This is a genomic window from Novosphingobium sp., from assembly GCF_020852455.1.
GTDB lineage: Bacteria > Pseudomonadota > Alphaproteobacteria > Sphingomonadales > Sphingomonadaceae > Novosphingobium.
The window spans coordinates 46203-67907 of sequence record NZ_JADZAT010000006.1 but is presented as its reverse complement, the minus strand read 5'-3'; the positions used below and the strand labels follow the sequence as shown (position 1 = coordinate 67907).

Annotated in this window: 22 protein-coding genes; 11 read left to right on the top strand and 11 right to left on the bottom strand. The window is 65.7% G+C overall.

What is annotated here, in order from left to right:
* Positions 1-85 precede the first annotated feature (85 nt).
* Both IT549_RS01900 and IT549_RS01895 read left to right on the top strand, forming a co-directional pair.
* The gene (locus tag IT549_RS01900) at positions 86-1744 is read left to right on the top strand and encodes an alkaline phosphatase family protein (RefSeq protein WP_292969569.1); all 1659 of its coding nucleotides are present in this window, start codon (positions 86-88) and stop codon (positions 1742-1744) included.
* A complete protein-coding gene (locus tag IT549_RS01895) occupies positions 1741-2955 on the top strand; it encodes an FAD-dependent monooxygenase (RefSeq protein ID WP_292969568.1) in 1215 nt (404 codons plus the stop codon). Before IT549_RS01900 ends, IT549_RS01895 begins: the two co-directional genes overlap by 4 nt.
* On the opposite strand, the gene IT549_RS01890 is transcribed toward IT549_RS01895, so the two are convergent.
* The 3 genes from IT549_RS01890 to hemC are packed head-to-tail and all read right to left on the bottom strand — an operon-like array spanning position 2945 to position 5479.
* A complete protein-coding gene (locus tag IT549_RS01890) occupies positions 2945-3796 on the bottom strand; it encodes a hypothetical protein (protein ID WP_292969567.1) in 852 nt (283 codons plus the stop codon). The genes IT549_RS01895 and IT549_RS01890 overlap by 11 nt on opposite strands.
* Positions 3797-3838: 42 nt before the next feature.
* On the bottom strand, positions 3839-4549 hold the full coding sequence (locus tag IT549_RS01885; protein ID WP_292969566.1) for a uroporphyrinogen-III synthase: 711 nt from the start codon (positions 4547-4549) through the stop codon (positions 3839-3841).
* A 3-nt stretch (positions 4550-4552) separates the two neighbouring features.
* A complete protein-coding gene (gene hemC / locus IT549_RS01880; protein WP_292969565.1) occupies positions 4553-5479 on the bottom strand; it encodes a hydroxymethylbilane synthase in 927 nt (308 codons plus the stop codon).
* Between the two features lie 43 nt (positions 5480-5522).
* Here hemC and tsaD point away from each other — a divergent pair, with 43 nt between their 5' ends.
* From tsaD to IT549_RS01850, 6 genes are all read left to right on the top strand, one after another.
* Positions 5523-6551, top strand: a complete 1029-nt coding sequence (tsaD, locus tag IT549_RS01875; RefSeq protein ID WP_292969564.1) for a tRNA (adenosine(37)-N6)-threonylcarbamoyltransferase complex transferase subunit TsaD — start codon at positions 5523-5525, stop codon at positions 6549-6551.
* Positions 6548-7540 carry an NAD(P)H-dependent glycerol-3-phosphate dehydrogenase gene (locus tag IT549_RS01870; RefSeq protein WP_292969562.1) on the top strand — a complete coding sequence of 331 codons (993 nt, stop codon included), beginning with the start codon at positions 6548-6550 and terminating at the stop codon, positions 7538-7540. The genes tsaD and IT549_RS01870 overlap by 4 nt, the downstream gene beginning before the upstream one ends.
* The gene (locus IT549_RS01865; protein WP_292969560.1) at positions 7537-9012 is read left to right on the top strand and encodes an oligosaccharide flippase family protein; all 1476 of its coding nucleotides are present in this window, start codon (positions 7537-7539) and stop codon (positions 9010-9012) included. The genes IT549_RS01870 and IT549_RS01865 overlap by 4 nt, the downstream gene beginning before the upstream one ends.
* A 94-nt stretch (positions 9013-9106) precedes the next feature.
* Complete coding sequence (locus tag IT549_RS01860) at positions 9107-9262, top strand: hypothetical protein (protein ID WP_292969558.1); 156 nt, start codon at positions 9107-9109, stop codon at positions 9260-9262.
* A gap of 117 nt (positions 9263-9379) precedes the next feature.
* Entirely contained in the window at positions 9380-10108 is a 729-nt protein-coding gene (locus IT549_RS01855; protein ID WP_365776032.1) for a hypothetical protein, read from the top strand.
* 93 nt (positions 10109-10201) lie between these two features.
* Positions 10202-11872: a methyl-accepting chemotaxis protein gene (locus tag IT549_RS01850; protein WP_292969555.1), complete on the top strand. Its 1671-nt coding sequence runs from the start codon at positions 10202-10204 to the stop codon at positions 11870-11872.
* A gap of 159 nt (positions 11873-12031) precedes the next feature.
* Here IT549_RS01850 and IT549_RS01845 read toward each other — a convergent pair whose 3' ends face one another.
* From IT549_RS01845 to IT549_RS01810, 8 genes are all read right to left on the bottom strand, one after another.
* Positions 12032-13306 (bottom strand): DUF1343 domain-containing protein, encoded by a 1275-nt coding sequence (locus IT549_RS01845; protein WP_292969554.1) that lies wholly within the window; start codon positions 13304-13306, stop codon positions 12032-12034.
* 80 nt (positions 13307-13386) lie between these two features.
* On the bottom strand, positions 13387-13614 hold the full coding sequence (locus tag IT549_RS01840) for a type II toxin-antitoxin system HicB family antitoxin (protein ID WP_292969553.1): 228 nt from the start codon (positions 13612-13614) through the stop codon (positions 13387-13389).
* 68 nt (positions 13615-13682) lie between these two features.
* Positions 13683-13970 (bottom strand): addiction module antidote protein, encoded by a 288-nt coding sequence (locus IT549_RS01835; protein WP_292969552.1) that lies wholly within the window; start codon positions 13968-13970, stop codon positions 13683-13685.
* On the bottom strand, positions 13948-14313 hold the full coding sequence (locus IT549_RS01830; RefSeq protein WP_292969551.1) for a type II toxin-antitoxin system RelE/ParE family toxin: 366 nt from the start codon (positions 14311-14313) through the stop codon (positions 13948-13950). The genes IT549_RS01835 and IT549_RS01830 overlap by 23 nt, the downstream gene beginning before the upstream one ends.
* Before the next feature lie 301 nt (positions 14314-14614).
* Positions 14615-16801 carry an excinuclease ABC subunit UvrB gene (gene uvrB, locus IT549_RS01825; RefSeq protein WP_292969549.1) on the bottom strand — a complete coding sequence of 729 codons (2187 nt, stop codon included), beginning with the start codon at positions 16799-16801 and terminating at the stop codon, positions 14615-14617.
* Positions 16802-16852: 51 nt separating this feature from the next.
* Entirely contained in the window at positions 16853-17089 is a 237-nt protein-coding gene (locus IT549_RS01820) for a hypothetical protein (protein WP_292969548.1), read from the bottom strand.
* Positions 17082-17324 (bottom strand): hypothetical protein, encoded by a 243-nt coding sequence (locus IT549_RS01815; protein WP_292969547.1) that lies wholly within the window; start codon positions 17322-17324, stop codon positions 17082-17084. Before IT549_RS01815 ends, IT549_RS01820 begins: the two co-directional genes overlap by 8 nt.
* Positions 17325-17329: 5 nt before the next feature.
* Entirely contained in the window at positions 17330-17500 is a 171-nt protein-coding gene (locus tag IT549_RS01810; protein ID WP_292969546.1) for a hypothetical protein, read from the bottom strand.
* 226 nt (positions 17501-17726) lie between these two features.
* On the opposite strand from IT549_RS01810, the gene IT549_RS01805 reads away from it, so the two are divergent.
* The 3 genes from IT549_RS01805 (at position 17727) to IT549_RS01795 (ending at position 21641) form a co-directional block, all read left to right on the top strand.
* On the top strand, positions 17727-19487 hold the full coding sequence (locus IT549_RS01805) for an amidohydrolase (RefSeq protein WP_292969545.1): 1761 nt from the start codon (positions 17727-17729) through the stop codon (positions 19485-19487).
* A 163-nt stretch (positions 19488-19650) separates the two neighbouring features.
* The gene (locus IT549_RS01800) at positions 19651-20814 is read left to right on the top strand and encodes a DNA cytosine methyltransferase (RefSeq protein ID WP_292969544.1); all 1164 of its coding nucleotides are present in this window, start codon (positions 19651-19653) and stop codon (positions 20812-20814) included.
* Positions 20811-21641 (top strand): Eco29kI family restriction endonuclease, encoded by an 831-nt coding sequence (locus IT549_RS01795; RefSeq protein WP_292969542.1) that lies wholly within the window; start codon positions 20811-20813, stop codon positions 21639-21641. Before IT549_RS01800 ends, IT549_RS01795 begins: the two co-directional genes overlap by 4 nt.
* Positions 21642-21705 lie beyond the last annotated feature (64 nt).

Here is a 21705-nt window from a genome sequence, read left to right as displayed (position 1 = left end):
TTCCGGCCACGGCGCACTTGCCTATTGCCCGTGCCCCGGCCATCAAGGCTCTGCCCGTTACGCACGAACTTTTCAAGGAACCGAGATGCGTCGTCTGCTTGCTCCGCTTGCCCTTTCGCTCACCACCGCGCTTGGCGTGGTCGCGGTCCAGGGGCAGGCCAAGCCGGTTCCGGTCGCGCCGACCGGACCACCACGGCTGATCGTTGCGATCTCGGTCGATCAGTTCTCGGGCGATCTCTATGCGCAATACCGGCCCACCTATCGTTATGGCCTGGCGCGATTGGGGCAGGGCGCGGTCTTTCCCGCCGGGTTCCAGTCGCACGCCGCGACCGAGACTTGCCCGGGCCATTCCACCTTGCTGACCGGCACGCGCCCGGCCCGCAACGGGATCATCGCCAACACCTGGTTCGAACCCGATGGTCCGCGCAAGACCAAGCCGATCTATTGCGCCGAGGATGAACGCGATCCGGCCTCCAGCCCGCGCAATCCGGTAGTCTCGGCTTTCCACCTCAAGGTGCCGACGCTGGGCGAATACATGAAGGCCGCCAACCCGGCCTCGCGCAATGTCGCGGTTTCGGCCAAGGACCGCGCGGTGATGATGATGGGCGGGCACCAGATCGACGCCGGATACTGGTGGAAGGGAGCGGGCTTTGTCACGCTGAACGGCCGCCAGCTTTCGCCTGCCGCAGTCAGGGTCAACGCCAATGTCACCACGCTGCTGGGCAAGGGAGCCAAACCCTTTGTCCTGCCGGCCAACTGCACTGCGGCCAATCGCCCTATTCCGGTCGGCAAGGGTTTCGCCGGTAACGGTGCTTTCGCCCTGCCGCCCAACAAGCCCGACCTGTTCCGCACCTCACCGCGGATGGATGCGGCCACGGTCGATCTGGCCACCGCGCTGGTCGATGAGATGAACCTGGGCAAAGGTGCGGCGCCTGATGTGCTCTCGGTCAGTCTGTCGGCAACTGACTATATCGGCCACGCCACCGGCACCGAAGGCAGTGAGATGTGCATCCAGATGGCGCAGCTCGATTGGCAGATCGGTCGTCTGCTCGATCACCTCGACAAGAAGGGGATCGACTATATGGTGGTGCTGAGCTCTGACCATGGCGGGCTCGACATGCCGGAACGGCTTGATCAGCAGGCCTATCCGCGCGCTGCCCGGGTCGATACCTCGCTCAGCCCCGAAGTGCTGTCCAAGGCGGCCGGCGTCAAGTCTGGCGTGGTCCTGCTCGACGGACCGCTGGTCGTTGCCGATGGCGGCGACTACTATGTAAACCGTGCGGTTCCGGCCGACCAGCGCAAGCGCGTGGTCGATGCCCTGCTGACGATCGTGCGCGCCAATCCGCAGGTTGCCGCCGCCTATTCCAGCGAGGAACTGGCCAAGACCCCGCTTCCGGCCGGCAGCCCGCAGGACTGGACGATCAAGGAACGCGCGCGGGCCTCGTTCGATCCGGCCCGTTCGGGCGATGTGGTGATCCTGCTGGAACGCGGCATCACCCCGATCCCCGAACCGATGCCCGGCGCCTATATCGCCACCCACGGCAGCGTCTGGGATTATGACCGGCGGGTGCCGATGCTGTTCTGGCGGCGCGGCATGCGCAGCTTTGAACAGCCGCACCCGGTCGAAACGGTTGATATCGCACCAACGCTGGTGGCGATCCTTGGGCTAAGGGTGCCCGACGGCGCCTTCGACGGGCGCTGCCTCGATCTCGATGGCGGCGAAGGGAACACTTGCGGATCATGACCGACCGGCGTGACCTGGCGATCCTGGGCGGCGGGCTGGTCGGCATGACCCTGGCCCTGGCCGCCGCACGCCAGGGAATTTCCAGCCACGTGGTCGACAAGGCCCGGCCCGAGGAGCTGACCGCCGAGGGTGTCGATGGCCGCGCTTCGGCGATTTCGACCGCCAGCTGGAACCTGTTCACCAATATCGGCCTGGCTGAACGGCTGGCCCCGCTGGGCTGCGCGATCGAAGCGATCGCGGTGACCGATGCGATGAAGCCCGGCCGGATCGATTTCAAGCCCGAGCCGCACCAAGGCACCTTGGGCCGGATGTACGCCAACCGCGACATCCGCCTGGCGCTGTTCGAAGCCGCGCGCGCAGAGCCGCTGATCGCCTGGTCCAGCGGGGTTGAGCCGGTCAGCCGTGAGCGCGGCGAACATGGTGTGAGCGTGACGCTGAGCGACGGGCGCGTGCTGGCGGCAAGCCTGCTGGTCGGGGCCGAGGGGCGGCAATCGCCGACCCGGTTAGAGGCCGGGCTCAAGTCGGCCAAGTGGGATTACAGCCACCGCGCCATGGTCACCGCGATCACCCACGAATTGCCGCACCACGGCGTGGCCTGGGAAATCTTCTTCCCCACCGGCCCGCTGGCGCTGCTGCCCTTGCTGGACCTGCCCGACGGGCGGCACCGGTCGGCGGTGGTCTGGACGGTTGACGAGAAGGACGCGAAAGGCGTGATCGCGCTCAGCGATGCGCAGTTCCTGTCCGAAATCACCGGACGGATGGCCGAAATCTTCGGCAAGACCGAACTTTGCGCCCCGCGGTTGAGCTATCCGCTCAATTTCCACCACGCCGCGCGGATCGTTGAGAGCCGGCTGGCGCTGGTCGGCGATGCGGCGCACGGCATGCACCCGATTGCCGGGCAGGGGCTCAATCTTGGGCTGCGCGACGTCGGCTGCCTGGTCGAGGTTCTGGCCGATGGCATGCGGCTGGGTCTCGACCCGGGCGATGCCCAGCTGCTGGCGCGGTACGAACGCTGGCGCAGCCTTGATGCCACCACCGTGATGGCCACCACCGACGCGCTGGTCCGCCTGTTCGGGGTGCGCGGGCGGATCCCCAGTCTGGTCCGCCGCACCGGCATGGGCATGGTCCAGCGTTCGGGCTGGCTCAAACGCTTCTTCATGGACGAAGCGCGCGGAATGTCGGGCGACCTGCCCAGCCTGCTCAGGGCGTAGGCGTAAGCGTAGGAGCCGGCGTCGCCGTGGCCGCCAGGCCCGGTTGCTGCACAGCCTCGCCTGTGGCGCTCTTCAATCGCTCGGGCTCATTCAGCGCGGCTTCCTCGATCTGGCCAAGCGCGGCCTGGGCCGCGGCATAGCGCTGGGCCTGGACGATCCAGTCCTTGGCGGCGGCATTGCCGGGCATCTTGGAAACTTCGGCAATTGCCTCGTCGATCCGCCCGCCGCGTAGCAACATCCTGGCATGATCGAGCCGCTGTGTGGGCTTGTGGACCGGGCCTTCCTGGCGGCGGATCACGAACAGGCCGGACAGTTCGCGGGTGAAGCGATCCCAGCCACCTTCGTTGCGCGGCGTGCCCAGCAGGGCGGGACCAAGGTCATCCAACTGCGCAGCCAGCATATCGAGCGTAACCGGCGCGCGGGCGCTGGCCAGCAGGGTGTTGACCGCATCGGGGCGCGCAGCGCTGAAGCGGGTCTTGAGCTGGCCTTCCAGATAGCCCAGCGGCTTGCCCTGTTCGATCGCGCGGCGCGCGGCCATGGCCACCAGCAAGCCTTCGGCCCGGGCCGACGTGCCGCCAAAGGCGGCAGCCTGCAAATCAAGCTGCGCCATCCGGCGCTCAAGATCGGCCAGCTTGGTTTCCAGCGTGGTGGTTGCCGGGCTGGGCAGCGCAGCGGGCGTTTGCGAACCGCTGGCCGGCAGGCTGGCCACCGGCTGCGGCGCGGCGGACTGGCCAAGATCGATCCGCCCATCCCACACCAGATAGCCCAGCAACGCGGCCCCGCCGGCGAATGACAGCACCACCGTGGCCAGCAGCGTCTTCAGCGACGAGCCTTTGCGCACAGGGGGAAGGGCAGAGTAATCTTCGGGCATGGTTTCGCTTGTCTAACGGCCTGCAGTGCGACCCGCAGGCCAGGGGTCTTGGCACATCTGGCGGGCGAGCGCCAGCAATGCCTTGTCTTGCGGCAGGCTGGCCACTGCCACTTCGCCCCAGCCATCGCCGGCCGCGCTGGCAATCCGGTTTGACAGCGCGGCGATCCGCAGCGGTGCACGCTTGATCGCGTGGCTGACGCATTGCGCGGAAAGGTGCCGGGCAGCTTCGACCGAATGGACGGCAATGATCGCCGGTTCGCTCAGCAGTTCGACCAGTTCGGGCGGGAAGGGCCGGGAGATGCTGGCGTAGACCACGCGTTCTTCCATGGTCACGCCCCGGGGCAGCGTCAGCGGGACGCGCTCATCGCCGGCCAGCCGTAACAGGCGGCGATGTGCGGGATCGAGCTGGGCGAGCAGCGCCTGCATGTTGCCCTCGCCGATCTGGCTGACCGTGAAACCGGCATCGCGCGCGGCCTGGGCGGTTGCTTCGCCCACGGCATAGACCGGCAGGCCCTTCAGTGCGGAGAGCCCGCGGCCGCCGTGGCGGAACACGTTGGCGCTGCCGATCAGCAGCGCATCAAACTGGTCCGGCGGGACCGCCTCCCAGCTTTTCGCCGCCACTTCGAACAGCGCGAAGCCGTGGGCCTCCATCCGCAGCGTCTGGGCAGCAGCGACACTTGCCGCATTGCCAGGCTCGGGGCGGATGATGACCAGCGGCACCATCGCTCAGCCCGCCTCCGGTGGATCGAAATGGGCGCGGATCGCCGGGCCGGCCTGGGCCAGCAGCTGGGTGGCAAGGTCGCGTGGGCCCTGCGGATCGCCGGGTGCGAAACTGTGCCGCGCTTCCACCTTGTCGGAACCATCGGGGCTGAGCAGCGCGGCGCGCATCGCCAGCCGGTCACCCACCACTTCGGTAAAGACCGCGATCGGGCTGTGGCAATTGCCGCCCAGCGCGGCCAGCAGCGCCCGTTCGGCCGCTACTGCCTGGCGGCTGGGCAGATGGTCGATCGCGGCGAGCAGCTGGCGGGTCGCGTCATCGGCAGCGCGGCACTCGATCGCGATCGCGCCCTGGCCCGGCGCGGGCAGCCACTCGCGCGGGTTGAGCGGGGTGCCGACCGCAGCATTGCCCAGCCGGTTGAGCCCGGCCAGTGCCAGCAGGGTCACGTCAGCCTCGCCGGCTGCAAGCTTGGCCAGCCGGGTCTGGACGTTGCCGCGAAAGCCGACCACCTGGCAATCGGGCCGCAAATGCAGCGCCTGTGCCGCGCGGCGCGGGGCGCTGGTGCCGATCCGCGTGCCGGCTGGCAGTTCGTCCAGCGAAGCCGCGCCGACCAGCACGTCACGCACATCCTCGCGCGGCAGGATCGCCGCAATCGTGATTTCCGCCGGGCGCAGCGTTTCGACGTCTTTCAGCGAATGGACCGCCAGGTCGATCTCACCCCCCAGCAGCCAGGCGTCGAGCTCCTTGGTCCACAGCGCCTTGCCGCCGATTTCGGCCAGCGGGCGGTCAAGCACCTTGTCACCGCTGGCGGTAACCGGGACCAGTTCGACCGTCAGGCCGGGGTGCGCCGCCACCAACCGGTCGCGCGCTTCCTCGGCCTGGGCCATGGCCAGAGGGGACTTGCGGGTACCGAGCCTTAGTGGACGTTCAAGCATGGCCGCTTGTGCTAGTGCGCAATCTCTTTAAGGGAAAGTGGGGATGGGGATTGTCCTCGGAATTGAATCGTCTTGCGACGAAACCGCAGCCGCATTGGTCGATAGCGGTCGCACGATTCTTGCGCAGCGGATCGCTTCGCAGGACGATTTTCATCGCCCCTATGGCGGAGTGGTCCCCGAAATCGCTGCGCGCGCCCATGCCGAGCGACTCGCGCCCCTGATCGAGGCGACGCTGGCCGATGCCGGGATGGCATTGGGCGAGGTCGATGCCGTGGCCGCCACCGCCGGGCCGGGGCTGATCGGCGGGGTGATGGTCGGGCTGGTGACGGCCAAGGCGCTCGCCATGGCCAGCGACAAGCCGCTGATCGCGATCAACCATCTGGAAGGGCACGCGCTGTCGCCGCGGCTGGCCGATCCGGCGCTGCAATTTCCCTATCTGCTGCTGCTGGTTTCGGGCGGGCATTGCCAGTTGCTGCTGGTCGAAGGAGTGGGCCGCTATCGCCGGCTGGGCACCACGATCGACGATGCGCTGGGCGAGGCGTTTGACAAGACCGCCAAGGTGCTGGGGCTGGGCTTTCCCGGCGGCCCGGCGGTGGAGCGGCTGGCGCGTGAGGGGAACCCCCGCGCCGTGCCGCTGCCGCGCCCGCTGCTGGGCAGTGCCGAACCGCATTTCAGCTTTGCCGGGCTCAAAAGCGCAGTCTTGCGGGCCAAGCAGGCCGGAATCCATCAGGATGCCGATATCGCCGCCGCGTTCCAGCAGGCTGCGCTCGATTGCGTGATTGACCGGACCCGCCTGGCGCTGAGCCTGGCCGATGCGCCCAGTGCGCTGGTGGTGGCGGGCGGAGTTGCGGCCAACCAGGCGGTGCGCGGCGCGCTGGAAGCTCTGGCGGGCGAACACGGCCTGCCCTTCGTGGCGCCGCCACTGGCGCTGTGCACCGATAATGCGGCGATGATCGCCTGGGCCGGGATCGAACGGCTGGGCCAGTCTGATCCGCTCGATTTCATGGCGCGCCCGCGCTGGCCGCTCGATCCCGATGCCGCCCCGGTGCGCGGCGCGGGGGTCAAGGCATGAAGCCGATCGGCGTCATCGGGGCGGGAGCCTGGGGTACCGCGCTGGCCCAGGCCATGGCCAGTCAGGGCGGAGCGGTGACGATCTGGGCGCGCGAGGCCGAACTGGTCGAGGAAATCAACACTCGCCACACCAACAGCCTGTTCCTGCCCAGCGCCAGTCTGGCGCCGCAGATCCGGGCGACCAGCGATCTGGGCGATCTTGCTGACCTGCCGGTGCTGCTGGTGGTCACCCCGGCCCAGCATCTGGCCCGCGTGCTGTCAGGCCTGCCAGCGGGGCAGCGCGATCTGGTGCTGTGTTCCAAGGGGATCGAGGCTGGCACCGGGCGGCTGATGGCCGATGTCGCCGCTGCCGCTGCGCCGCAGGCCACGCTGGCGGTGCTGTCCGGCCCGACCTTTGCGCATGAAGTCGTCGCCGGCTTGCCCACGGCGGTAACCCTGGCCTGTGCCGGGGGGGAGGAGCAATGGGCGCGGCTGGCTCCGGCGATCTCGCGCCCGTCGCTCAGGCCCTATTATTCGGACGATGTTACCGGGGCGGAGATCGGCGGCGCGGTCAAGAACGTGCTGGCGATCGCCTGCGGGGTGGTCGATGGCCTGGGACTGGGCCAGAACGCCCGCGCTGCACTGATCGCGCGCGGCTATGCCGAAATGCTGCGCTTTGGCCTGGCGCGCGGGGCGCGGGCGGAAACGCTGGCGGGCCTGTGCGGGCTTGGCGATCTGGTGCTGACCTGTTCGTCCACCTCCAGCCGCAATTTCTCGCTCGGCAAGGCGCTGGGCGAAGGGCTGTCCGCCGCCGAGGCGCTTGATGGCAAGAATTCGGTTGCCGAAGGCGCGCATACCGCGCCGGTGCTGGCCGACCTTGCCGCAGCCGACGGGATCGACCTGCCGATCGTCGCGGCGGTCAACCGCCTGCTCAAGGGCGAAGCACCCGCGCGGCAAGTGGTCGCCGAACTGCTGGCCCGCCCGCTCAAGGCCGAAGGGCCCGGCCAGTGAGCGAGCGCCAGCAGCAGGACATCCAGGCGCTGGCCAAGGGCGGGCGGACCAATTTCCTGGGCTTCGTGCTGCGACTGGGCGGTACCGCGCCGTTCCTGTTCATCGCCGGACAGTTCTATGGGGTCGAAGCGATGGGGCGTTATGCCTCGGCGCTGGTGATTGTCGAACTGGCGGCGCAGCTTTGCGCGCTCGGCCAGCGTCGCGGCCTGGCCCAGCGGCTATCCGAAGATCCGCGCGAACCGGCGCATGTCATTGCCGACGGGCTGCTGCTGACCTTCATGCTGTCCGCCACCGTCGCGGCGCTGCTCTACCTGTTTCCCGCGCCGATGTTCCCCAGCGGACAATATGGCCTGTTCGATCACCTGTTGCCGATCGCGATCGTGGCGAATGCGCTGACCGATGTCGCGCTGGCGGCGCTGGCCTATTCGTACAACATCGGCGCGACGGTGCGCGCCCGCTCGCTGGTTGAGCCCTGGGTGCAGACGCTGGCGGCGGTGGCCTTCCTCTGGCTGGTGCCCGATGGCGGGCTGGCGCTGTCCTACATCGTTGCCAAATATGCCGCCGCGCTGGTCGCCTTCGCGCCCTTGCTGCGTTCGATCGGGTTGCCGCAGAACTGGAGCCCGCATCCGTTGCGGATCGGGCGGCTGGCGCTGCTTTCGTTCCCGCTGGCGGGGGCCGATCTGGTCGAATGGAGCACGCGCAAGCTTGATATCGCGATCCTGGGCTTCCTGACCTCGCCAACCGCGGTGGGGGTCTATTTCGCCGCCCAGCAGGTCGCTTCGCTGCCGCAGAAGCTCAAGACCAGTTTCGAGCCGATCCTGGGCCCGGTGATCACCCGCAACCTCAAGGAACGCAATTTCGCCGCGATTGCCGCGCAGGTCCGCCAGGTCGGGTTCTGGATCATCGCGCTGCAGGCGGGAATCGCGCTGGCGCTGGCGATCCCCGGCACCGATGTGATGCGGCTGGTCGGCAAGGATTTCGTTGGCGGCACCGGTGCGCTCAGCTTCCTGCTGGCCGCCGAAGTGGTTGCCGCCACCGCCGTGGTGAGCGAGGCCGCGCTGGTCTATGTCGCGCGGATGCCCAATCTGGCGATCAGTCTGGCAACGATCGCCTTGCAGGCGGTGCTGACCTTTGTGGGCATCGAGATGATGCGCGACATGGGCCTGAACGACAAGTTCCAGGCCGCGGCCGCTGCGGCCGCGCTGGCGCTTTCGCTGGGGGTCGCCTCGCTGGCCAAGGCCTGGCTGCTGTCGCGGATTCTGGGTGCAAGCGTCAACAACTGGCGCTGGCCGCTGATCTGGGCGGCGGCACCGGCGGTGCTGGTCGGCTGGCTGACCCAGCAAATTCAGCCCTGGTGGCTTTCGCTGCTGGTGGGGCTGCCGACAATCCTCGCCACTTATGGCTTCGTGATCTGGCATCGCGGGTTCGGGCCCGAGGATCGCGTGCTGTTCCGGCGGAACGTGAGCGGCTGAACCGCCGGGACCGACCGTGATGCAATCGGACTCGACAGGCCAAATATAATAACATAACATATCATTCATCAAGGCCACATTCAGGAGAGCTGCGATGAAAAACCTTACTTCCGCCCAATGGATCGGTGCATTGGTGGCGCTGGCACTGACGGTCACCTCGCTGGGGGCGATGCTGTCATTCCAGAGCAAGCTGGAAAAGAGCGCGGCCGAAGGCCGGGCCAAGCGCGTTGCCGCCCAGGCCGATCTCTGACCCGCGACCGCAATTGTTGCAAACCCCGGCGCGGGACTTGAATTTGCCGCCGCGATAATGCTCTGCTCGCCACACTAGGCAGGAGTGCATGCGATGGCGGACGTGCTGGACGGGATCATGACCAACTGGATCAGCTTCGGCGCGGTCCTGCTGCTGGCCTTGCTGGTCGCCTGGTGGCTGTTCGGCCGTGCCAGCAAGGGCGCGCGGGTGCGCGAATACAAGCCCGATGTGCTTGACGAAGGGGTCGGCCCAGCGCAGCGCAATCAGGCGCTGATCGATGCCAAGCCGGCCGCCGAAGTGGTTCTGCCACCGCCAGCCTCGGATGCGCTTGGCGGAATTGGCGAGATCGTCGCCGTGGCCGCGCAGGACGAGGTCGAGGAGCTTGAGGCCCGCGCTGCCGAGCCGGAAGTGGCAGAGCCTGCTCCGCCGCCGCCTCCGCCTCCGCCTCCGCCTCCGCCTCCGCCGCCGGTTGAGGTTCCCGAGCCCGAACCCGAACCCGAACCAGAGCCTGAGCCTGAGCCTGAGCCTGAGCCCGAACCAGAGCCGGAGCCCGAGCCTGAACCCGAGCCGGAACCTGAACCCGAGCCTGCTCCGCCCGAAGCGTCCGGTGCCGACGATCTGGCCCGGATCAAGGGGCTGGGGCCAAAGCTGCAGGCGCTGCTGCCCACCCTGGGGATCACCAGCTTTGCCCAGATCGCTGCCATGACCGATGCCGATCTGGCCGAACTCGACCCCAAGCTGGGGCCGTTTGCCGGTCGCCCGGTGCGCGATGGCTGGGTCGAACAGGCCAAGTTCCTTGCCGCCGGGGACGTCGCCGGCTTCGAGGCGAAATTCGGGAAAGTGTGATTTCCGCCAAGAGCCTGGCTGCTCATGGTTACCGCGCCTTAACCAAGTTCAGCCTAAGCTGCCGCGTTTTCAGGAAACGTGGTGGCTTCGCAGATGGCAAACCGTACCCCGCTGATCGATCGATTTCTCAAGGGTAAGATCGATCAGAAGACCAGTCGCCTGTTTGGCATTCCCACTGCATTCGCCTTGATCATGGGCGTTTTCGCGATGATTGGCGGGCTGTGGGGGTTGAAGGCAGCCGGCCATGCCGAGATTGTGCGCTTCGCCAATCAGGCCGCTGTCCAGATCGAGGATGAGGCGGCCGGCATCCTGATTCAGGCCCGGGTTTCGAACGGTAGCAACGCCAAGGCTGATCAAGCAGGGCTGGCAAAGCGCGCGGCCCGGATCGCTGCGGACACCGAGACGCTTGGACGCCAGCTTGACAAATTGGGGATGGCCCAGAGCGAATTTGCCTCGCTGCGCCAAAAGGTCAGCTTCATGCAAAGCACTGTCGATCGGGCAGTAACAATCGACCACGATGTGGAGTTTCAGGCGCTCAACCTGATGGAAAAAGCGCGCAAGGTCCGCCAGGCGATTGACCGCCAGAATGCCGCCACCGCCGACGGACTGCTGCCCAGCATCAAGGCGATGATGGCGTTCGAAGCGATCCTCATGCTGGCAGCGATCTATACCTTCTTCGGTGCGCGCCGGGCGGTACGGCGCCATCTGGTCAAGCCGATCGTGGCCGCGCGCGACGGACTGGTCCACCTGACTTCAGGCGGCCAGGACTTTGAAGTGATCGGTGCCGAACGCGACGACGAAATCGGCGAGGTGGCCCGCGCGCTGGAAGAACTCAAACAATACTCGCGCCAGTTCGTGACCATGATGGAACGCAAGGCCGAGGCCGCGCAGAACCGCGAGGCGCAGCGCAACGTCCATGCCGAGATGCTGCGCGAGCTGGCCCAACGCTTTGAAGCGACCATTGGTGACGTGGTTGGCGGGGTGGCCTCTGCCTCCAGCCAGTTGCAGGTCACCGCATCATCGATGGCCAGCGCAGCCGAACAGTCATCGAGCCAGGCGGGTGCGGCCACCAACAGCCTGGGCCAGGCTTCGCAAGGGGTGACCGAGGCGGCGCAGGCCTGCGACCAGTTCGCGCTGTCGATCGGTGAAATCAGCCGTCAGGCCGCCTCATCCGCCGACCTTGCCCGCAAGGCCAAGCAGGCCGCCAACGGAGCCGACATCACGATTTCGGCCCTGGCCAGTTCGGCCGCGCAAGTGGGCGAAGTGGTCGACATGATCTCGCAGATTGCCCAGCGCACCAACCTGCTGGCGCTCAACGCCTCGATCGAGGCGGCGCGCGGGGGCGAGGCCGGGCGTGGCTTTGCGGTGGTCGCTGCCGAGGTCAAGGATCTGGCGATGCAGACCGGTCGCGCCACCCAGAACGTGGCCGACCAGATCAGCGCGATGCAGGACAGCACCAGCGCCAGCGTCGCCGCCCTGCGCGAGATCGCCCGGCAAGTCCAGGAGCTCGAAGCGACTTCAATTTCGATCGCCACCGCGGTTGACGAACAGTCGGTCACCGGGCGCGAGCTGGCCCGCTCGATCGACACCGCCGCGCGCAACACCGCCGAAGTATCGGACAATTTCGTCCAGGTCCGCGAAACCGCCATGGCCACCGGCGCCGCTGCCGGCCAGGTGCTGGTTTCCTCCAAGGAACTCGAACAGCGCGCCGAAGCGCTGCGCAGCCAGGCCGACGAATTCCTCAGCCACGTCAAGGCGGCCTGAGCGGAAACCTTCCAGGGTTTGTCCTGTTAAAATGGAAACTCCCCTCCCCTTGGGGAGGGGTAGGGGGTGGGGGTTCCACGCCGGCGGGAGAGCCGTACCCCATCCCAACCCTTCCCCAGGGGGAAGGGCTCAAGTGCTTCAACCTAAACAGGACAAACCCTAGTAGATCAGCGCTGGCCGGCGCAGCTTCTCGAATGCGCTGACTTCGCCTGGCCAGCGCCTGACGATCGCGGCGGGCGTCTGGCCCGCCAGCAGCGCCTCGCGCACCCAGGCATTGCCGATCAGCAGATCGAAAAACGGCGGTTTGCCGGGCAGGAAGGCGAACCGCTCCGGGTGCATCCGGCGCAGCGTGGCGATCAGCGACAGGCCGGTCAGCAGCGGGTCAAAGACCTGTTCGACCCGCACCTCGATCCGCAGGCCGTCGCACGGTTGGCCCTGATGTTTTGAACTGGTGGGAGTGAAGCGCAGCGGCGCGAAGCTGACGCCGGGCAGGTCAAGCGCGGTCATCGCCCGGGCCAGCGCCTCACCCTGGCACCACGGCGCGCCCACGGTCTCGAACGGGCGATCGGTGCCGCGCCCTTCGGACAGGTTGGTGCCTTCGATCAGCACCGTGGCGGCATAGGCCAGCACTGCCTGCGGGCTGCGCAGGTTGGGAGACGGCGGGGTGAAGGCCATCGCGGTCTTGCCGCGGAAGATATTGGTGCCAAACCGGCGCGACCAGCCGATGCATTTCACCACGTTGAGCCGGTTGGAAAGCTTCTCCTGCCAGTGCACCAGCCGGGCGATCTCGCCCATGGTCATCCCGTGGCGGAACGGCACCTGCAGTGCGCTGACGTGCGAGCTGAAGCCGGGTTCGGGCAGCGGCCCGTCGATCCTCAGCCCGCCCAACGGATTCGGCCGGTCGAGCACCAGCACGCGCACGCCGCTGGCCGCAGCCGCGCGCATCGCATCGACCATCGTCGCGGCATAGGTGAAGGGGCGCAGGCCAACATCCTGCAGGTCAATGATCAGGCACCCGATCCGCGCGAGCAGGTCAGCCGGTGGCTCGCGGCGTTCGCCGTACAGGCTGTAGACTGGCAGACCGGTGGCCTTGTCATGCCCGTCACCAACATTCTCACCCGCAGCGGCCTGGCCCGACAGGCCATGCTCGGGCGCCAGCAGTGCCACCAGCCGATCGCCCAGCACACCCTTGACCAGATCGGCCGAGCGGCGACCCTGCCGGTCGGTCGCGCCGGCGTGGGTCAGCAGGGCATAGGCGGTTTCGCTCCCGGCGAGGGCGGCCCTGGCGGTCAGCCGATCCAACCCGCTGCCGACATTGGCGGAAACCGAGACGATCCCGCGCATGGCAGGTGCAGCCGGTAGTGCCGCAGTGGCCGCCCCGCCGCCCAGCGCGAATGTCCTGCGGGAAAAAGTGGGGCCAGCGGTGTCGCTCATGGTGCGCAGCCTAGAGCGCTGCATTGCCCGAGGGAAGGGTGCCCAGCCTCGTTCAATCCCCAGCGGTTGCCGCCTTGCCCTCAGGCCGCAGCGTAGAGCGCAGGGCTGTAGCACGGCTCCGGCACCGGCAGCTCAGCCGAGCGCGCCGCCGCAATCCACGCCTCAATCGCTGCGCTGACCGCCGCTGCCGCTTCGGCCGGCGTTGCGCCTTGCGCAGAGCATGGCCGCAGATCCGGCACATCCGCCACCCAACACCGCTCGACCGGGTACCAGAACAGGTTGATGTGGTAATGCGGAGTGTCAGCCATGCCCGGCAGGCTAGGGGATTTCCCTGAGACCGCGCAACCGGAACTGGGTCCGGATTGGAGCGAAGCGATCAGGCGGCGCGCTTCTGGACGGACAATTCGAGACCTAACGCATTAAGGACCGCGATAAGGGTTTCGAGCGTTGGGTTGCCGTTCTCGGACAGAGCATTGTAAAGCGCCTGGCGGCCAAGTCCTGCCTTCTTGGCGATCTCGGTCATGCCTTTGGATCGTGCGACATCACCCAGCGCGCTGGCGATATGCTTGGGATCATTCCCTTCCATCGCCGCCTCGAGATAATAGAGGATGTCCTCCTCGGTTTCGAGGTAGTTCGCGGCATCAAAGGGCCTTGTCTCCACCACGGCGTTCGATCTCTTCCTTTAGCCGCCTTGCATAGGCAATATCGGCTTTCTGCGTGCGCTTGTCGCCGCCGCAAAGCAGGATGACAAGCTGCTTTCCGCGCTGGAAGTAGTAAACCCGATAGCCAGGCCCATGATCGATCTTCATTTCGAAAACCCCGCCATGCACTGAGCGGATTGTCCCGAAATTCCCGTTCGCCGCTCTTCTGAGGCGATCGACGATCATGGCACGACCTTTGCGATCAGGCTCCTTGTTGAGCCATTTCGCAAACTCGAGCGTCTCCTCCAGCGAGAAGGTATGTCCTGTATATAGGACATTTCGGGGAGAGTCAAGATTGTCTGTCACGTCGGTACTCTTGGCGCATCCTGCTGGGCGATTCTATTTTACGGTTTTTACGGCTTCGTTTGAATCGAGGCCGCGAGCAATTCAACCAGCTTTTGTCGCACCAGAACTAACCACCAAATTGAGCGGGCGTTACCGCCGTCAGTTGTATTGCCGGTAGCTACAACCATTTCACCCCTGGACCGCTTTTGCTGAGCTTGTCGAAGCACTGCCTTTCTTTGGGCGACGCGCCTGGCCCCAAGAACGAGGACGATGCTTCGACAAGCTCAGCATGAGCGGTGGGGGGCAACAGAGTGCTTCGGAGCTACCGCCCCCATCGCTTCTTCGTCTCGCGCCCGAACCGGCCCTTCCGTGTCCCCGGCTTGCCCTCGTTGCTGCGTCCCACGATCGGTGCGTGGCTCTCGCCTGGCAGGCCCAGTTCGCTCGCTTCCAAGCGCCTGATCTCGTCACGCAATCGTCCGGCTTCCTCGAATTCGAGGTCCGCTGCCGCAGCGCGCATGCGGCCTTCCAGTTCCTCGATATAGGCGCGCAGGTTGTGGCCGACGAGGTTGTTGCGGGCATCGTCTTCCAGCTCGACCACCACGCCATCCCTTGAAGCGGTGTCGGCGACGATGTCGTGGATGTTGCGCTTGATCGTTTCGGGGGTGATGCCGTGTTCGAGGTTGTAGGCGGCCTGCTTTTCGCGGCGCCGGTCGGTTTCGGCCATGGCGCGTTCCATGCTGCCGGTGATCCGGTCGGCATAGAGGATTACCCGGCCATCGACATTGCGGGCGGCGCGGCCGATCGTCTGGATCAGGCTGGTTTCGCTGCGCAGGAAGCCTTCCTTGTCGGCATCGAGGATGCAGACCAGCCCGCATTCCGGAATGTCGAGCCCTTCGCGCAGCAGGTTGATGCCCACCAGCACGTCGTAAACGCCCAGCCGCAGGTCGCGGATCAGCTCGATCCGTTCCAGCGTCTCGACATCTGAGTGCATGTAGCGGACGCGCAGGCCGGCCTCGTGCATGAATTCGGTGAGGTCCTCGGCCATCCGCTTGGTCAGCGTGGTGACCAGCGTGCGGTAGCCGGCCTGGGCGGTCTTGCGGCATTCCTCGATGCAGTCCTGCACCTGGTCCTCGACCGGGCGGATCAGCACCGGCGGGTCGATCAGGCCGGTCGGGCGGATCACCTGTTCGGCGAAGACCCCGCCCGATTGCTCCATCTCCCAGCTGCCCGGGGTGGCCGACACCGCGACCGTCTGGGGCCGCATTGCGTCCCATTCGTTGAAGCGCAGCGGGCGGTTGTCGATGCAGCTGGGCAGGCGGAACCCGAATTCGGCCAGCGTGATCTTGCGGCGGTGATCGCCTTTGCTCATCGCGCCGATCTGCGGCACGGTCTGGTGGCTTTCATCGACGAACAGCAGCGCATTGTCGGGCAGGTATTCGAACAGCGTCGGCGGCGGCTCGCCGGGCAGGCGGCCGGTGAGGAAGCGCGAATAGTTCTCGATGCCCGCACAGCTGCCGGTCGCGGCGATCATCTCGAGATCGAAATTGGTCCGCTGTTCCAGCCGCTGGTGCTCAAGCAGCTTGCCCTCGGCCTCCAGCTCCTTGAGCCGTTCGGCGAGTTCAAAGCGGATCGCCTCGGTCGCCTGCTTCATCGTCGGACCCGGGGTGACGTAGTGCGAATTGGCATAGACCCGCACCGCGCTGAGGCTCTGCCCCTTCTTGCCGGTCAGGGGATCGAATTCGTGGATCGCCTCGATCTCGTCGCCGAAAAAGCTGATCCGCCAGGCCATGTCCTCGTAGTGGCTGGGGAACAGTTCCAGACTGTCGCCGCGCACCCGGAAGGTACCGCGCTGGAAGGCGGCATCGTTGCGCTTGTATTGCAACGCCACCAGCTTGCGGATGATCTCGCGCTGGTCCTCGCTCGCCCCCACTTTCAGGTCGAACACCATCGCCGAATAGGTTTCGACCGAGCCGATACCATAGAGGCACGAAACCGAGGCGACGATGATCACGTCATCGCGTTCGAGCAGCGCCCGGGTGGCCGAATGGCGCATCCGGTCGATCGCCTCGTTCACCGAGCTTTCCTTCTCGATGTAGGTATCGGTGCGCGGCACATAGGCTTCGGGCTGGTAATAGTCGTAGTACGAGACGAAGTACTCCACCGCGTTGTCGGGGAAGAAGCTCTTCATCTCGCCATAAAGCTGCGCGGCGAGGATCTTGTTGGGGGCCAGGATCAGCGCGGGCCGCTGGGTCGCCTCGATCACCTGGGCCATGGTGAAGGTCTTGCCGCTGCCGGTCACCCCCAGCAGCACCTGCGTCGCCTCGCCGTTCGAGACGCCTTCGACCAGATCGGCGATCGCACCGGGCTGGTCGCCGGCCGGCTGGTATTCGCTGACGATTTTGAACGGCTTCTGATCGGGATGCTTCGCAGGCCGCGCCGGACGGTGCGGGGTAAAGGCGGCAGAGGTGTCCGGCTCTTCCAGACCCCGGCGGATGATCAGTTCGGCCATGGTGGGGTTATGGGGGTTTGCGGTTTGTTCCGCAATGGGGGACCGCGCCCGTCAGGCCTGATCGAGTTCGAGAATCTGCACCTCGATCGCGCGGATGAATTGTTCGGCGCATTGTTCGGCCGAAACAAAGTCCTGCTCGTGCGCGCCGATGTTGTGACTGATGCCGAAGGCGCTGGTCAGCCGTACGAGAATCTCGGGCTTGTCCTCTGCCAGGTAGCGGATCAGCGTTTGCAGGATCCGGGCATGGGCAAGGACCCGGCGGTCCACCTCGTTGCATTGATCAAACATGGCTGCGATCCTTGCCGATGCCCGCGATGGTCGGCGCGATCAGGTTGGCCTGCTGGCGCCGCAGCTCGGCCTCGGCACAGGCCCGGTCGGTATAGCGATAGGGGCCCACGCGGTATTCTTCGCGAAGACTGGTCTCGATCGCGGGCGGAGAGGGCACAGCCCCCGCCAGATGCCCGCCTTCGCTTTCCCACGCGCCCAGTGCCGATTGCTGCTGGCGGCCTGATCCCGATGCCATGGCGATCAAATCCACTGATAGGTTGGAAGGTTGCTGCCCTTGCGAATGCCATCGATCCGCCCGGCGTAATAGGTCGCGAGATCGAGATAGGTCGCGCGGTCGCCGCCTGCGTCGGCCTCCTGGGCATTGATCAGGGCGATCTGGTGACGGGCAAACAGCTGGTTGAGGTCAGGCATTGGAACATACTCCTTGCGCCTGCGGCCCGCCGGACTGGCGGCCGCTCTGAAAGCAAGAGTGCGGAAGTGCGGCGCGGCCAGCAGGGCCCGCCAGTCCAAGACCATCGCGTCAGGGTGCATCTCGGATATGGGGATCCGGCTGCGCTTTTACAAGGACGCCACCGCCGGGGCTGGACACGGTCGTCCGGCCTTGGGAAGGTGGGGCACAACAAGAAGGGGGCAAGCAGTGTCGATCGCCAACAAAACCAGCCAGCTGGGCCGCCTGATCGCGGTCATGCTGCTCGCCGCCTGCGCACCCAAGGCCATGCCGCAGGGTGCGGCCGGGGGGGCGGACCTGATCCTTACCGATGCGCGGGTCTATACGCTCAGCTGGGGTGAGCCGGCGCTTGATGGCACCCCGGCCCGCGATGCCCCCTTCGCCAAGGGACAATGGCACCCCGATGCCCAGGCGGTGGCTGTGCGCGACGGGCGGATCGTCTTCGTCGGCAGCACGGCCCGGGCGCTGAAGTACCGCAGCCAGCAGACCCGCGTGCTCGATCTCAAGGGCGCCACGCTGCTGCCCGGGCTGGTCGATACCCACACCCATTTCCTTGAATTCGGGGCCAAGCTGGAAGCGGTGGACCTGACCGGCCTGCCCGGAGCGGAGCCGGCCATCGCCCGCGTTGCCCAGCGCGCCAAGATGGTGCCCAAGGGCGAATGGATCTTCGGCGCCGGCTGGGATGAAGGCGCCTGGGCCAGCCATTACCCAGACAAGGCGGCGCTCAGCCGGGCGGTGCCCGATCACCCGGTGGTGCTGCGCGGGCTGCACGGCTTTGCGGTGTGGATGAACCAGGCCGCGATCGACGCGCTGGGGATCACCGCCGCCAGCAAGGTGCCGGTCGGCGGCGAGATGAAGCTGGGCACCGATGGCCAGCCCAACGGCCTGTTCCTCAACAATGCGGTCCGGATGGTCGATGCGCTGATGCCGCCGGTGCCGCAGCCGGTGCTGGCCCGGCAGGCGCTGCGCGGGCTCACCCAGATGGCCCACGACGGCTATGTCACCGTGCATGAGGCCGGCGTGGACGCCCGCGCCATGGCCGCCTTCCAGCAGCTGGAAGCAGAAGGCCGCCTGCCGATCCGCGTCTATGCCATGCTCTCGCTGCGCGATGCCCCGCTGATGCGGCAATGGATCGCCAGGGGGCCGGACAGGGACAACAGCCGCATGCTCGTCACCCGCGCGGTCAAGGCCTATTACGATGGCGCGCTCGGCTCACGCGGGGCGCGGCTGCTTGATGACTATGCCGATCGCCCCGGCCACCGCGGGATCAGCGGACAGGGCTATGGCTTTGACCGCGATCTGGCCGCGCAGGCGATGCGGGCCGGCTTCCAGCTGGGCGTCCACGCGATCGGCGATGCCGGCAACCGCGAAGTGCTCGATCTGTACGAGGCGCAGTTCAGGGCCGATCCGGCCAGCCGCGCCAATCGCCACCGGATCGAACACGCCCAGGTCATCTCCCCGCAAGACATGCCGCGCTTTGCGAAACTGGGCATCACGGCCTCGATGGAGCCGCCCCACGCGGTGGAAGACATGCCCTGGGCCGAAGCGCGGCTGGGGCCGCAGCGGATCCACGGCGCCTATGCCTGGCGCACGCTGCGCCAGAACGGCGCGCGGCTGATCTTCAATGCCGACAACCCCGGTTCGGACCACTCGATCTTCTACGGCCTCCACGCCGCGATCACCCGCCGCGACAAGGCCCTCCAGCCCCCCGGCGGCTGGTACCCCGATCAGCGCCTGACGATCGAGGAAGCCGTGCGCGCCTACACCACCTGGTCCGCCTGGGCCGCCTTCCGCGAGGACCAGACCGGCACCATCGCCCAGGGCCGCTGGGCCGATCTGACCGTGCTGGACCTCGATCCGTTTGTATTGGCGGAGAGCGCGCCGGAGAAGATCCTGGCGGGGCGGGTTATGCTGACAGTGGTGGGGGGCAGGGTGGTGTTTGAGCGGTAGATGGATTGCTCGTTGCGGAAAACAGCATCCGAAGCCGAGAAGTTTCGTAGCCTTTCGGCCAATTTGGCCATAAGCACATTCAAGGGCCTGTGAAATTGCACTTGCGCGATTGAACAATTCGTTCTTATTATGTTCTCGTGCAAATTGGTTGGCCGGAGAGAGTATGCGTTCGATCGAGCTATTCGCGGGAGCTGGTGGGCTGGGCATGGGGCTGTGCCAATCTGGCTTCCGTCCCGCGAAGGTGGTCGAATGGGATCACTGGTGCTGTGACACCATCCGAGAAAATCGTCGCGAGCAGGCCAATCCGGTCGCGTTGTGGCCTGAGCCAGTCGAGGGTGATGTGCGTCAGGTCGATTTTCGATCCTTCGAGGGTAAGATCGACCTTGTGAGCGGCGGCCCGCCGTGCCAACCCTTTTCGCTCGGCGGCAAGCATCGCGCCCATGCTGACCATCGCGATATGTGGGGCGAGGCGGTGCGTGTAGTCCGTGAAACCAAACCACCAGCATTTGTGTTCGAGAACGTGAAGGGCCTGACCCGTGCGTCGTTCGCGACCTATCTTGCCTATATTGTTCACCAGCTCACTTATCCGGACTTGGTGCGGCGTACTGATGAAGAGTGGTATTCGCACCTTGCCCGCCTCGAAGCGCACCATACCTCGGGACGCGAGACCGGTCTGCAATACAAAGTCGTGTATCGGGTGCTGAACGCCGCCGATTATGGCGTGCCGCAACGTCGTGAACGTGTGGTCTTCGTCGGCTTTCGGGAGGACCTTGGTATTGAATGGTCGTTCCCACGCGAAACCCATTCACTCGAATCCTTGCTTTGGGATCAGTTCCGTAGTCGGGAGTACAGCGAACGCCACGATGCTCGGGTTATCGGCCTCACCGACCCCCGTCTGCTGTCCCGCGCACTTAAGCTAACCGAGCGCCCAGTAACCGAAGCATGGCGAACGGTGCGGGACGCGATTGGTGATCTGCCCGATCCGCAGCACAAGCCCGGCGAAGCGCGGCGCTTTCACAATCACCGGTACCAGTCGGGTGCTCGAAGCTATCCGGGGCATACGGGCAGTCCTCTCGACTTGCCCGCCAAGACATTGAAGGCAGGGGTGCATGGGGTGCCAGGTGGAGAGAATATGCTGCTGGGACCCGATGGTTCGGTGCGGTATTTCACGGTACGTGAAAGTGCCCGCTTGCAGACCTTCCCGGACAACTATCGCCTGCACGGCTCGTGGACAGAATCCATGCGCCAGCTTGGCAATGCCGTGCCAGTTGAATTAGCTCGCGTGATCGGGGACGGTGTTGCCTCCCGACTCGCGGAGAGAGCATGAATAGTCAAAATACTGCTCCCGGTTCAGTAGGTGCGCTGCGCGAGAGTCTTGAGCGGCTCACCGCCGATGCTAGCGATACGTCATTGTCGAACGCCAAGCGCAAGAAGCTCGAAACGCAAATTAAGGAAGCCATCGACGAGTTAACGGCTTTGCTGGCTAAGCTCGATCCAATCGCGCAACCAACATCGATATTTGATCCGAGCAATCCCAAGGTGGTTGGGCGCTTCGTGGCCTTGGCAATGGTGGCGCAGGAAAGCCATCCACTGTCAGACATTCCGAAGTTCTATGGCTCCGGTGTCTATGCCATTTACTACAAGGGCTCCTTCCCGGCGTATCAGCATATTAGTGGCACCGAGACTCCGATCTATGTCGGCAAAGCTTCACCGAGTGTGAGCAATGCCCGCTCGCCCATTGAGCAAGGTGCGAAGCTGAGCGGAAGGCTGAATGATCATCGCAAGAACATTGCCAAAGCAGTGGGTACGCTTGATCTCGCTGATTTCGAGTTTCGATCGCTCGTTGTGCAAAGCGGGTGGGAAACGGCGGCAGAGGACTACCTCATCCATTTGTTCCAGCCGATTTGGAACAGCGAGACGAATATCCTGTATGGCCTCGGCAAGCATGGTGATGCCGCTACCACACGTGCAAACAAGCGGTCACCGTGGGACACCTTGCACCCTGGTCGTGCATGGGCGGCGGCTTCAGCTGAAGACGCCAAGTCCGTAAAGCAGGTCGAAGCCGAGCTTGTCAGGCACTTTGCTAAGCACCCGGTATATCCGAACCTGCAAGCCGTGTTGGCCAACTTCATTGGTGAGCTTCGCCAAGGTTAGCTAAGCTCTGCCTTAAGCAACATCCCTCGCATTTTCCTACACCCCCAAAATCTGCAACATGGTC

Coding starts and splice junctions, on each gene's coding strand:
- IT549_RS01900 (WP_292969569.1), top strand. CDS start 86: ATGCGTCGTCTGCTTGCTCCGCTTGCCCTTTCGCTCACCACCGCGCTT.
- IT549_RS01895 (WP_292969568.1), top strand. CDS start 1,741: ATGACCGACCGGCGTGACCTGGCGATCCTGGGCGGCGGGCTGGTCGGC.
- IT549_RS01885 (WP_292969566.1), bottom strand. CDS start 4,549: ATGGTGCCGCTGGTCATCATCCGCCCCGAGCCTGGCAATGCGGCAAGT.
- hemC (WP_292969565.1), bottom strand. CDS start 5,479: ATGCTTGAACGTCCACTAAGGCTCGGTACCCGCAAGTCCCCTCTGGCC.
- tsaD (WP_292969564.1), top strand. CDS start 5,523: ATGGGGATTGTCCTCGGAATTGAATCGTCTTGCGACGAAACCGCAGCC.
- IT549_RS01870 (WP_292969562.1), top strand. CDS start 6,548: ATGAAGCCGATCGGCGTCATCGGGGCGGGAGCCTGGGGTACCGCGCTG.
- IT549_RS01860 (WP_292969558.1), top strand. CDS start 9,107: ATGAAAAACCTTACTTCCGCCCAATGGATCGGTGCATTGGTGGCGCTG.
- IT549_RS01855 (WP_365776032.1), top strand. CDS start 9,380: ATGACCAACTGGATCAGCTTCGGCGCGGTCCTGCTGCTGGCCTTGCTG.
- IT549_RS01850 (WP_292969555.1), top strand. CDS start 10,202: ATGGCAAACCGTACCCCGCTGATCGATCGATTTCTCAAGGGTAAGATC.
- IT549_RS01845 (WP_292969554.1), bottom strand. CDS start 13,306: ATGAGCGACACCGCTGGCCCCACTTTTTCCCGCAGGACATTCGCGCTG.
- IT549_RS01840 (WP_292969553.1), bottom strand. CDS start 13,614: ATGGCTGACACTCCGCATTACCACATCAACCTGTTCTGGTACCCGGTC.
- uvrB (WP_292969549.1), bottom strand. CDS start 16,801: ATGGCCGAACTGATCATCCGCCGGGGTCTGGAAGAGCCGGACACCTCT.
- IT549_RS01820 (WP_292969548.1), bottom strand. CDS start 17,089: ATGTTTGATCAATGCAACGAGGTGGACCGCCGGGTCCTTGCCCATGCC.
- IT549_RS01815 (WP_292969547.1), bottom strand. CDS start 17,324: ATGGCATCGGGATCAGGCCGCCAGCAGCAATCGGCACTGGGCGCGTGG.
- IT549_RS01810 (WP_292969546.1), bottom strand. CDS start 17,500: ATGCCTGACCTCAACCAGCTGTTTGCCCGTCACCAGATCGCCCTGATC.
- IT549_RS01800 (WP_292969544.1), top strand. CDS start 19,651: ATGCGTTCGATCGAGCTATTCGCGGGAGCTGGTGGGCTGGGCATGGGG.
- IT549_RS01795 (WP_292969542.1), top strand. CDS start 20,811: ATGAATAGTCAAAATACTGCTCCCGGTTCAGTAGGTGCGCTGCGCGAG.